Here is a 10,742-nt window from a genome sequence, read left to right on the forward strand (position 1 = left end):
TTTGAAACGGCTGTCGGGGAGGGAGAGACGCTATCAACAGTGGCTCAACCACAACATCTCTAAATCAGTGGTTAAAAGAGCAGTTGAGTTAAGTGCTTCAATTGCTATAGAAGACTTAACAGGCATTAGGGAAAGAACTAACCAGCAACCGAGAAACAAGACCGAGCGAAGACGCTCAAATTCGTGGGCGTTCTATCAACTGCGAACGTTTATCGAGTATAAAGCCAGGAGTGCTGGTGTTCAAGTTATCCCAATTCCCCCTGCCTATACTTCCCAAATGTGTCACAAGTGCCTGCATATTCATCCGATAAAAGGAAAGTCTTACCGTAGTGGCAAGACTTTTAAATGTGGGCATTGTGGTTGGCATGGGGATGCCGACTTTAATGGAGCCAATAATATTGCACTTGTGGGGCTGTCTATAAACCAGCCTGGAGGCACGGGGTTGTCGTGCAAGTTAAGTCAAACTGTTGAGTATGTTCAACTTGGCTTGTTCGATGACTTCAGGGCTACTGAAAACCCAGACCTCTGCGATAGCAGGTCTGGGTAGTTTATTTACTGACATCAGAACAGACGGATGAGACAACCGCATAGGTGACCTAATTTTTCACTGATTATAAACATGACGATTCGGATGGCACAAGAATCGGATATTCCGGAACTGGCACAATTGTATCAAGAAACGGCACTCGCGATCGCGCCGCACTGTTACTCTGCTGAGCAAACTCATAGCTGGGCGTCGTTTGCCACAGATAATGTCAGGTTTGGCGAGTTCATTTTGTCAGGGAAAACATTTGTGGCGACAGATGAAACCAGGATTCTCGGCTTTGCCGGGATAGCCGATAATGGTCATATTACCTCAGTCTATGTCCGGCGCGATCGCATCCACCAAGGGATTGGTTCGACTCTGATGCAAACTCTCTTGGATTATGCCAAAAATCACAGGATTGAGCGCTTATATGCAGAAGCCAGTGAGTTTAGCTTGGGGTTGTTTAAAAAATATGGCTTTCATGTCTATGATACGGAGATTGTCGAGCGTCAGGGTGTGGAGTTTAAGCGTTATTTAGTTGAGCGTTTCACCCTCATCCCCTAACCTCCTTTTGAAAGTTCATTAATAAGTCCCGGCGATTATAGCAATCGCCATAGCGGTTAGGACGCATCATTTGGTAGAGACGTTGCATGCAACGTCTCTACCACAGGAAAGGAAAGTCCTATAAGTAGCACTTGCTATCATTAGCGCTCGCTAATGATAGCAATAGTTGTAGGTTGGGTTGACGCCAGGAAACCCAACAGAATCTAGGGCTAAGGTTCCATACTACAAGCCGGGTACGTCTCTACAGGATTGGCTATTCGACAGAGACAGATTTCACCTCTACCGTCGTTTCCGGTGTGGTACTGGTTTCTTCTGTGACGATTCCAGCTTGGCGAGATTTAGCCAAATCAATCAACCACTGCGACATCTCAGACACCAACAGCGTCAGCACGACGACATCATCAATTTGCCCGACAATAGGAATCAAATCTGGGGCAATATCAATGGGACTAAACACGTAAAGGATAGTACCTAAGACTATCCACCAACGGTATTTAGGATTGCGAACCGCGTTACGATACCAGTTATAAATGGATTGGATTGAAAAATTATTCATCAGTTTTTCCCGACAGCTACCTTTCATCTTGCCAAATTCATCCCGGAACCTCTATGGGGATAACCCACCTGTTCAGGTGCAGAACTTACACCTACTGACGTGAGGGGGAGAGTTTGATGGGATTGGGATTTGCTGGGGATGATGGGAATCACGCTTTGTTACTGTTCTACAGTATCACACAGAAATTTATCGCTCTCTGGGGCGTTGTATTTTAGATAATCCCCAACCCAATCACAGGCTCTGTGCATGAGTGCATCTAGCGTTAAATCTTCTAAGTTAAGGCTGGTGGGCAATGCCCACCCTACGGTATAGCAAGAGTTTCGGCGATTCAAAAATGCAAGTTTTCAGTGTCATTTAATTTAAGTTGGGGATGAGTAGCGAGCAAGATGCTCGCACTACAAGAATTTTGCCACCCGTCTCTCCCGAATCCCGCGCTCCAGCCGCGAAAATTGATCAACCTCTTTGCAAGCGGCGAGAAATCCCTAGAATTGGAGTGGCTTGCATTTTAGCAAAGACAATTATACTTAGCAATCAAGGGAGGTTGAGAACGGATATGGATATTGTTGCGGTTATTGAAAAGGGCGGAATCGCCATGTGGCCCCTGTTAGGGCTTTCGATCCTGGCAGTTGGTACAATTTTTGAACGTCTCTGGTTTTGGGCGGGAATCCTATTGAAACAAGAGGAAATCGTCAATCGAGTGCTGGATGCAGCCGCTCAAAACTGGCAGGTGGCTAGAGAAATCGCGATGAAATCGCGGCGACAACCCGTGGGGCGATATTTATATGCTCCCTTACGCCTGATCAACCCAGAACCGGAATTATTCCGCTTAGCCTTAGAGGGGGCGGCTGATGACGAGTTAGCAGCGATGCGGCGCGGCGATAAGCTATTAGAAGCGGTGATTGCGCTGTCTCCTCTGTTGGGATTACTGGGAACGGTACTCGGTTTAATTAACTCCTTAGGCTCAATTACCATTGATCAACTAGGTACAGCCTCCACCGCCGGGGTAACCTTGGGAATCGGCGAAGCGCTGATTAGTACCGCGACAGGACTGATTATTGCGATTACCAGTTTGGCATTTTATCGACTGTTTCAAGCCTTTTGGTTTAACCAAGTCAAAATTTTCCGTAAAGCGGGGACAGAGTTGGAATTACTGTATCGCCAAGATTGGTTACAGGCTGAGGATAGTGATCAAGTGATGAACGATACCCTCCAAGACCATACCATTAACGTTTACCAAGAGAGTTTTGAAGTACCCCAACCCCGCACTTCTCTTCCCAAACCCCGATCCAAGCAGAAGCAGCCGCCAAAGCAGGATGATCAAGTTTTACCGACACAACCCGATCGCACTCCCGTCGCTAATGCTAAAACAAACCAAGACGATCCGCTTTCCCCAGACAATCCTCAAGTCCCCCCAAGCGATCGCACTCCTGTCGCCAATGCTAAAACAAACCAAGACGATCAGGTTTCCCCAGACAATCCTCAAGTCCCCCAAAGCGATCGCACTCCTGTCTCCAACCCTCAAGGAAACCCAGAAAATTAGCAATCTTTTCCTTAGTTTTCCCGATATCCTTAGTGCTGCTTGGCTTCAAATTCCCACCCGTTAATATATAGACAAAAAAGCAGACATTCTAAATAAGTGCAGCCCTGGAGCCTTCTTTGACCTTTTGCAACCCAAGACGATGACAACACTACCCCAGCACCGGACGAAAAAAAAACCTGCCGCTTCCTTCCCCACACTAACCCGCCCTTTAAACTTGCGGATGGATTCCCCAACTGAAGAAGTTCGGATTGAGATCGTACCGCTAATTGATGTTATTTTCTGTATCCTGACCTTCTTTATCCTGGCAGCCGTGGGTCTATCGCGTCAACAAGCCATTAATGTTGATTTACCCAAGGCGAGTACCGGAACTGCCCAAGGACGGCAGATTCTGATGATCAGTTTGGATGAATTGGGGCAAGTGTATGTAGAAAAAAATCCGGTGATTACCCAAGAGCAGTTTATTCAACAACTCCAAGCTTACAAACAACAAAACCCCAGTGGCGTATTTGTCCTCTACGCCTCGCCCAATGCCATGTATAACGAAGTTGTACAAATCTTGGATTTACTTCGGGAAGTTGGGGGCGATCGCGTAGCGCTAGCAAATTCACCTGGACAATCGCCGCAAATTCCGGGGACAAATCCCCTTTCTCCCTCAACTGGAGTTCCAGAATTTAACCCCAATCCTGGACAAATACCAGTTAATCCTGATAGCACATTTAATCCCAATTTTCCTCAATTTCCGGGGGTTCCAGGTCAACCTCAATTTGGATCACCCCCGACGAATCCCGGTACGTTACCACCTTCTCCTGGACAATTCCCCATCAACCCCGGTGGTTCTGTTCCACCCAATCTTGGCACACCGACTTCACCGCAGCCGCAAGGGGAATAATTCATGTTTTTGTGTAGAGACGTGCCATGGCACGTCTGTTCTGTAGGGGCGGGTTTGACTATTATCATTGATCACCTCATCCCAGATGGGACTAAACCCGCCCCGATTAAGGCGCAGATAGAGAGAATTGATGATAAAGTTGTCTCAAAACCCGCCCCGCTTAAGTGAGAGATTATTCAGTGTTAAGTGACTTATGACCGATAAATCCAGTGCCGGATATCGAATCGAACGCGATTCTATGGGGGAACGGCAAATCCCTAATGATGCCTACTACGGGATTCAAACCCTACGGGCAATTGAAAACTTCCCCATCAGCGGGATTAAACCCTTACCCACCTACATAGACGCCTGTGTGCTGATCAAAAAAGCCACCGCGATCGCGAATGGTAATCTGGGCTGTATTCCCCAAGATATTAGCCAAGGGATTATCCAAGCGGCTGATGAAGTTCTCAAAGGACAATGGCGGGATCAATTTGTCGTCGATATTTACCAAGCAGGCGCCGGTACATCCCACCACATGAATATTAATGAGGTGCTGGCAAATCGGGCATTAGAAATCCTGGGAGATGAGAAGGGTAACTATAAGCGGGTTAGCCCAAATGACCATGTAAACTATGGGCAATCTACGAATGATGTTATCCCCACGGCGATTAGAATTGGGGCGCTATTAGCTTTAGAACATACCTTGTATCCGGCACTATCTGATGCCATTACCGCCCTGGATAACAAAGGGGATGAATTCCAAGATGTAGTTAAATCCGGCAGAACCCATCTGCAAGACGCTGTACCAGTGCGCCTGGGAGAAGAATTTCGGGCGTGGGCGCAAATTCTCAGCGATCATACCAATCGGATTGAACAAGCATCAGAAGATTTAATGGTACTGGGGTTAGGCGGAAGTGCAGCGGGAACCGGATTAAACACCCATCCCGACTATCGCCATCAGGTTGCCCAAATTCTTGCCCAACTCATTGATCAACCCCTCAAATCTGCCCCCCATCTCATGGCGGCGATGCAGAGTATGGCACCGTTTGTTAATGTATCTGGCAGTTTACGGAATTTGGCACAGGATTTAGTTAAAATTTCCCATGACTTGCGGTTAATGGATTCGGGACCGAAAACTGGATTTAAGGAAATTCAACTTCCCCCCGTGCAACCGGGATCATCGATAATGCCGGGAAAATACAACCCAGTTATGGCGGAAATGACCTCTATGGTGTGCTTTCAGGTGATGGGCTATGATAGTGCGATCGCCTTAGCTGCTCAAGCGGGTCAATTGGAGTTGAATGTGATGATGCCGCTGATTGGGTATAACCTAATTCACAGTATTGAAATTTTAGGCAATACCCTATCTGCCTTAACTCAAAAGTGTCTAGCCGGAATCACAGCCAGACGCGATCGCTGTTTGGACTATGCTGAAGGGAGTCTCGCATTAGTCACCGCCCTCAATCCCCACATCGGTTATCTTAACGCGGCGGCTATCGCCAAAGAATCTCTGGAAACAGGCAAATCCCTGCGACAAATTGTCCTCGACAAAGGCTTGATGAGTGCTGAGGACTTAGCCAAGGTACTCGATCTTGATAAAATGAGTGCTTTGTTCCCGAACCAATGACAAAGGACAAAGGACAAACCATGCAAAGTCAAGATAGTTTTACCCAAGTCACCTTTCATTACATCAATGGCGAAACCGAATCCTTTGATATTCCCGTGACGCCAGAAGCTTTTAGCGAACAACTTGCTGATTTTCTTAGCCAACCTTGGTTAATCCTACATCTGTTCGATCAAACCGTGATCATCCTGACGTCTCAAATTGTCAAAGTGGAAGTGGCACCGCAGATTCCTCAACTCCAAGGGGAGGGTGTCTTATCGGATTGTCAACGAGTCACGGCTCTCTCCCGTGGTGCGAAGGTCTAAGATAAACTAAAGCTATTTCATGACACTTATGTCTAGCGTTAGTTTAATTCGGGCAGATTCCTATAACCGACAGCCATTGAGAACCGCCGTAGAAACCTTGCTGGAACCGTTGGGCGGGATTAGGGCATTTGTCAAAGTGGGCGATCGCGTCCTCCTTAAGCCCAATCTTCTCACGGCTGGACGTCCGGGTAAGGAATGTATTACTCGCCCCGAACTTGTGTATGCTGTCGCCGAGTTAGTCAAGGAAGCTGGGGGTCAACCTTTTCTCGGTGATAGTCCCGCCTTTGGTACAGCTAAAGGGGTGGCGCTGGCAAATGGCTATTTGCCGATGATGGATGAACTTAACATACCCATCGCCGAATTCCATGGTCAGCGATATCAAACAGTTAGCCATACCTTCAACCACCTGCGGCTGTGCAAAGAAGCAATGGATGCTGATGTGGTGATTAATTTACCCAAGCTTAAATCTCACACCCAGTTAACCCTGACTCTGGGGGTTAAAAACCTATTTGGCTGTGTCCCTGGTAAAATGAAAGCCTGGTGGCATGCAGAAGCGGGTAAGGATGCCTTGCGGTTTGGCGAAATGTTAGTGGAAACGGCACGGGCAATTAATCCCAACTTGACGATTCTGGATGGGATCATAGGTCATCAAGGTAATGGACCGAGTGGTGGAGAACCCCGACGCTTGAATATGCTAGCCGCGTCGGCTGATGTATTTGCTTTGGATCAGGCGGTAGTCAACTTGCTCAATGTCGAACCCCTGCAAGTACCGACTGTAGCCGCTGCGATGAAATTAGGATTAAGTCCAAATCTGGATACCCTGGAATTTCCCCACCTGCATCCCGCCGATTTAAAGGTACTCGATTGGAAGCTACCGGATCGGTTAATGCCCATTGATTTTGGTATGCCCCGCCTAATGCGCTCCACATTTAAGCATTTTTACATCCGGTGGATCAAAGAGCCAATAAGTGTTTATGCTCAGCGGTAGTATAATCATTTTTGGATTGTTAGTGAGCAAAATCTAACATTCAAAACTCAAAGAAGGAATTATTTGGTAAACATTGTTACAACCTCTACCCAAGGAGGGAACGTATGCTGATACTACCCTCCGATTGCTTAATCCACCGCCTAGTGTTAGAGGCGGTTTTTTGTATTTTCTGTCTCGAATTACCCACCGTAACTGATACCGAGTTGCGCTCAAACATAGTAGAGAGGAAAAGCAGGGGAGGCAAGGGAGGCTCTTGAAGCAGGGGGAGAGAAAGTTATATCTTTGAATGCAACTTGGTATGAAGAGCAAAATCTGTCATTTATAAGTAATAACAGGGAAGTATAGGTAGCAAATGTTACCTCATGTGGAAGATTTCAGTAGATGATTTGATCAAACTGACTGGTATTCTAGAACTCGCGTCAATCTATCTAAGGTCAGTTGATTTGGCAAAACCGATGTCCTTATTAATAAAGCGTAAGATTTTATTGAAATTGTTTACAGGAAAACAATCCTTGAACCAAAAACTTGTTAGAATATAGAATGTAGGGTCTTGAATTTGACCCGGTCTCAGATAAAATTTCAATTGACTCAAGTTCTGATTAAAACTTCATTTATGGAATCAAGTGGCTCGTCTGCCAACTCTTCTGACCCCTATCCTCATAGATGGGCTGAGATTATCGGTACGGTAATGGCGTTTTTGACTCTGACCTTACCTTTCTTAGCCATTGCTTACTACTCTTCTAGCAGCCTTGATGTTTTGCAGACAACACCTTACTCGCTGCCGAGATCAGAAACAGCTAACTGGAAAAACTTATGAACTGAAGTTCCCCTTGGACAAATTGCTACACTGTATGCCCTCAAGGGGAGAAGAAAGCTAAAAAGCAGACTGGCTTTAGGATGTGGAGAAAATCCTGTTCCTTCTTGTTGCCTTGCTTTGGGTAATTTACTCAAGCACCTAAACTCACCAGTGCAGTTGACTCAAAATGTACCGCAAACGGTCATAATCATCTTTGAGTAAAACACTGAGGGTTCGCCCTGCTTGAACTAACCAGTCGCGATCGCCCTTGCGAATTTGATAGATATCTCGGATCGCCGCAGCCGTTAGGGCTTCCACTGGCGCTCCAGTTACTAACAGGAGTGTACGCAAAAAATCCAACTTTTCGCTAAAGTAAATGATCTCATCGGGCTGGCATTGATAGACAGCCTGATGAATTTGCGGCGGACGGGGAGGTAGATATTGATAAGCCCGTCCCCTAGGGGGTTGGTCACCATTGTGTCCCTCTCCGGGCGGTATAAACCCAACAATCGCCGCACGAAACTCAGTTTTAAGCATGGCAAAAATTTGCGGCTGTTGCTCCCGCAATTCTGCCAGTGACAATCCCAATGCGACAGCCCGGTGAACTGAATCAACCGGGCTTGTTGTCGCGTGGTAAACTACCGCCATAACCTGATTGCCAGATTCTTCATCAACGGATTTGACCCAACTTCCAAAGGGTGGCATTACGGGAAAGCTCAAATCCTCTGGCTCTAAACATTGTGCCAAAAATTCTGTGGTTGCCGTTTCAATGACTTCCGCAATGTGATTATCAGGGCGTTCTCCAGCCGTAAACTGGGGTAAAGGAAGACGCATCTTTTAGTCCTTTGTCTTTTGTCATTTGTCTTTCGTCATTTGTCACGACAAAATCTGCTGCTCCATTGGTCATTTTTTTGTTATTTTCTGATAGGGGGCGGCTCAATGAAATGTGAACAGACAGTAAGATGAAAGCGGGAACAGAAGAGAAATCAAACCACCTTTTTCTGTATTCAAAAAGCATTTATCTTTGTTCCCGGTTCATTTTCGTTCGCTATAACAGGTCAACGGTTACAGTTTGTTTTTATTTTTTGCCTTGAGGATTCACCTCTTCGAGTTCCGATAAATTGAACGTGACAATTTTATCCCAGTTTCCACCTTCAAACAGCACACCCGCTTTTCCATCACCGATGCGCTGGACTATCCCTTCAAATTTGTAGTAAGTGTCCTCGCCATTAATGACGCGAACAATTGAGCCAGGAAGAATCATCTGTTTTCACCCATAAATCTCTTATCTTAGCTTACTATAAATTGCTGATTTATAATTAAGCTAATTTCTTACCATTGATATTGGTCATTGCGGTTCGTCCTTTGTTACAGACTATTGGTAGATCACAAATGAAAATGACAAATCGCTAAAACTTCAATCGGTGTCGGTGATTGGCAACCGATTCCACTAATCCAATGCCTAAAAAGTTTGCCAGTAATGCCGATCGCCCATAACTTAACAATGGCAGGGGAATCCCGGTAATGGGTGCTAAACCAATATTCATGCCGATGTTCACGACAGTTTGAAACACAATCATCGATAGCACACCAATCGCCAAGAGTGAACCAAAGTTATCCTTGGCATTTTGGGCGATAATTACTAACCGTAAACACAAGAGCCAAAAGGTAAATAGAACGCACAAACAGCCGATAAACCCGAGTTCTTCACCAATGGCAGAAAAGATAAAGTCCGTATGCTGTTCAGGAATAAACTGGAGTTGGGTTTGTGTCCCCTGATACAGTCCTCGCCCTGTGAGTTGACCTGCGCCAATTGCAATTCGAGACTGAATCAAGTGATATCCTCCACCTAAGGGATCTTTATCCGGATCTAGGAAAAGAATCAGTCGGTTTTTTTGATAGTCTTGGAGCAATCCCCACAATAAGTTTCCCAATCCCCCGGAAATCGCGTTGCCAACCAATGCCCCAATTCCACCCAATAGGGGCCACGGTAAGGTACGCCAACCAATCAATGCCATTGCAGCTACCCAAAAAAACCAAGCGGGCAAAAACACATTAAACATGATCGCGGAGACAATGGGAGACACGAGTAGGATTAGCCATCCCGGATTAGCATTTCCCCAATAGAGCATCCCCATCGTAATCGCACCAAACACTAATGATGTTCCCAAGTTTGGCTCTAAAAATACAAATAGCCAGGGAACCGCCGCAATGGCTAAGACTCGAAAGACTGCATTTAATGTTGAAGCCGGTTGCCAGTGGATAATCGCAGCCAGGGTGATAATCAAACCCAGTTTGGCAAATTCCGACGGTTGAACGTGAAAGCCGAGGATATTCAGCCACCGTTGTGCGCCATTTGCCGTCGTCCCCATAATCATCACCGCAAACAACGAGATATTCGTCATCGCATAAACCATCCAATGCCATTGGAGTAAGATTTCGTAACGCGATCGCGCGATGAGTAGACATAGACTTAAGCCAATACCCCCAATGATCCAGTGCCACCACCAATCGGTTAGCCCTTCATTAAATTCGGCACTGCGAATCATCACCCCACCTAGGAAGGTGAGAGCAATGCTGACAAATAATAGCTGCCAGTCTAATTCCTGCCATCGGCTGAGGAACATAAGCCAGCGCATTTGGGTACGGTTCAATGACTTTTGGAACATAATCGTTGGGGAATGGGATTGAGGTTTAGAGCAATTAGCGCTCTTTAGCTGTACGGGTCAGGAATTTCTCAAAAAGATTTTGGATAATTCCTGATCAAATCCTAGGCTATCTGAAAATAGGGGAGAATAGATTGCTGAATAGGGAAGAAGGCTTTCCCTTGTACTGATACATTTACGCGACACAATACGGGAAATTCCCGGACAATGCAGCGATAGCAACACCATCTGAATTGATGGTGAAGGCGGTATCCCGCAAAGCTTTGAGCATAAAGCCCAAAGCGCCATTCATGTCTCGCGGCAAAA

Annotated in this window: 13 protein-coding genes and 1 pseudogene; 9 read left to right on the top strand and 5 right to left on the bottom strand. The window is 46.2% G+C overall.

What is annotated here, in order from left to right; translation table 11 throughout:
* Positions 1-547: RNA-guided endonuclease InsQ/TnpB family protein (locus tag RLO19_RS06350; RefSeq protein ID WP_446354834.1), on the top strand; the 547-nt coding region annotated here is incomplete at its 5' end.
* 72 nt (positions 548-619) lie between these two features.
* Entirely contained in the window at positions 620-1,090 is a 471-nt protein-coding gene (locus RLO19_RS06355) for a GNAT family N-acetyltransferase (RefSeq protein WP_446354836.1), read from the top strand.
* Positions 1,091-1,343: 253 nt separating this feature from the next.
* Here RLO19_RS06355 and RLO19_RS06360 read toward each other — a convergent pair whose 3' ends face one another.
* Both RLO19_RS06360 and RLO19_RS06365 read right to left on the bottom strand, forming a co-directional pair.
* On the bottom strand, positions 1,344-1,646 hold the full coding sequence (locus tag RLO19_RS06360; RefSeq protein WP_446354838.1) for a YkvA family protein: 303 nt from the start codon (positions 1,644-1,646) through the stop codon (positions 1,344-1,346).
* Positions 1,647-1,804: 158 nt separating this feature from the next.
* Complete coding sequence (locus RLO19_RS06365; RefSeq protein ID WP_446354840.1) at positions 1,805-1,978, bottom strand: hypothetical protein; 174 nt, start codon at positions 1,976-1,978, stop codon at positions 1,805-1,807.
* 221 nt (positions 1,979-2,199) lie between these two features.
* Between RLO19_RS06365 and RLO19_RS06370 the strand changes: the two are divergent.
* From RLO19_RS06370 to RLO19_RS06400, 7 genes and pseudogenes are all read left to right on the top strand, one after another.
* A pseudogene (locus tag RLO19_RS06370) lies at positions 2,200-2,859 on the top strand (MotA/TolQ/ExbB proton channel family protein); the annotation flags it as partial.
* Between the two features lie 466 nt (positions 2,860-3,325).
* A complete protein-coding gene (locus RLO19_RS06375; protein ID WP_446354842.1) occupies positions 3,326-4,075 on the top strand; it encodes a biopolymer transporter ExbD in 750 nt (249 codons plus the stop codon).
* Between the two features lie 3 nt (positions 4,076-4,078).
* Positions 4,079-4,243: a hypothetical protein gene (locus RLO19_RS06380; RefSeq protein WP_446354843.1), complete on the top strand. Its 165-nt coding sequence runs from the start codon at positions 4,079-4,081 to the stop codon at positions 4,241-4,243.
* A 25-nt stretch (positions 4,244-4,268) separates the two neighbouring features.
* Complete coding sequence (locus RLO19_RS06385; RefSeq protein WP_446354845.1) at positions 4,269-5,684, top strand: aspartate ammonia-lyase; 1,416 nt, start codon at positions 4,269-4,271, stop codon at positions 5,682-5,684.
* The gene (locus RLO19_RS06390; protein WP_446354847.1) at positions 5,681-5,986 is read left to right on the top strand and encodes a hypothetical protein; all 306 of its coding nucleotides are present in this window, start codon (positions 5,681-5,683) and stop codon (positions 5,984-5,986) included. Before RLO19_RS06385 ends, RLO19_RS06390 begins: the two co-directional genes overlap by 4 nt.
* Before the next feature lie 28 nt (positions 5,987-6,014).
* Positions 6,015-6,974 carry a DUF362 domain-containing protein gene (locus RLO19_RS06395; protein WP_446354853.1) on the top strand — a complete coding sequence of 320 codons (960 nt, stop codon included), beginning with the start codon at positions 6,015-6,017 and terminating at the stop codon, positions 6,972-6,974.
* Positions 6,975-7,557: 583 nt separating this feature from the next.
* Positions 7,558-7,791 (top strand): hypothetical protein, encoded by a 234-nt coding sequence (locus tag RLO19_RS06400; RefSeq protein ID WP_446337878.1) that lies wholly within the window; start codon positions 7,558-7,560, stop codon positions 7,789-7,791.
* A gap of 144 nt (positions 7,792-7,935) precedes the next feature.
* Here RLO19_RS06400 and RLO19_RS06405 read toward each other — a convergent pair whose 3' ends face one another.
* The 3 genes from RLO19_RS06405 to rodA form a co-directional block, all read right to left on the bottom strand.
* Complete coding sequence (locus RLO19_RS06405; protein WP_446354849.1) at positions 7,936-8,604, bottom strand: HAS-barrel domain-containing protein; 669 nt, start codon at positions 8,602-8,604, stop codon at positions 7,936-7,938.
* Between the two features lie 244 nt (positions 8,605-8,848).
* Positions 8,849-9,034 (bottom strand): NAD(P)H dehydrogenase subunit NdhS, encoded by a 186-nt coding sequence (locus RLO19_RS06410; protein WP_446337880.1) that lies wholly within the window; start codon positions 9,032-9,034, stop codon positions 8,849-8,851.
* Between the two features lie 145 nt (positions 9,035-9,179).
* Positions 9,180-10,439 carry a rod shape-determining protein RodA gene (gene rodA, locus RLO19_RS06415; RefSeq protein WP_446354851.1) on the bottom strand — a complete coding sequence of 420 codons (1,260 nt, stop codon included), beginning with the start codon at positions 10,437-10,439 and terminating at the stop codon, positions 9,180-9,182.
* Positions 10,440-10,742: the final 303 nt, after the last annotated feature.

This window comes from Coleofasciculus sp. G2-EDA-02 (assembly GCF_040226375.1).
Classification (GTDB): Bacteria; Cyanobacteriota; Cyanobacteriia; order Cyanobacteriales; family Coleofasciculaceae; genus Coleofasciculus.

What these genes read in the sequence shown, in the direction of transcription:
- RLO19_RS06385 (WP_446354845.1), top strand. Translation starts at nt 4,269, where the DNA reads ATGACCGATAAATCCAGTGCCGGATATCGAATCGAACGCGATTCTATG.
- RLO19_RS06410 (WP_446337880.1), bottom strand. Translation starts at nt 9,034, where the DNA reads ATGATTCTTCCTGGCTCAATTGTTCGCGTCATTAATGGCGAGGACACT.
- RLO19_RS06360 (WP_446354838.1), bottom strand. Translation starts at nt 1,646, where the DNA reads ATGAATAATTTTTCAATCCAATCCATTTATAACTGGTATCGTAACGCG.
- rodA (WP_446354851.1), bottom strand. Translation starts at nt 10,439, where the DNA reads ATGTTCCAAAAGTCATTGAACCGTACCCAAATGCGCTGGCTTATGTTC.
- RLO19_RS06405 (WP_446354849.1), bottom strand. Translation starts at nt 8,604, where the DNA reads ATGCGTCTTCCTTTACCCCAGTTTACGGCTGGAGAACGCCCTGATAAT.
- RLO19_RS06395 (WP_446354853.1), top strand. Translation starts at nt 6,015, where the DNA reads ATGTCTAGCGTTAGTTTAATTCGGGCAGATTCCTATAACCGACAGCCA.
- RLO19_RS06380 (WP_446354843.1), top strand. Translation starts at nt 4,079, where the DNA reads ATGTTTTTGTGTAGAGACGTGCCATGGCACGTCTGTTCTGTAGGGGCG.
- RLO19_RS06390 (WP_446354847.1), top strand. Translation starts at nt 5,681, where the DNA reads ATGACAAAGGACAAAGGACAAACCATGCAAAGTCAAGATAGTTTTACC.
- RLO19_RS06355 (WP_446354836.1), top strand. Translation starts at nt 620, where the DNA reads ATGACGATTCGGATGGCACAAGAATCGGATATTCCGGAACTGGCACAA.
- RLO19_RS06375 (WP_446354842.1), top strand. Translation starts at nt 3,326, where the DNA reads ATGACAACACTACCCCAGCACCGGACGAAAAAAAAACCTGCCGCTTCC.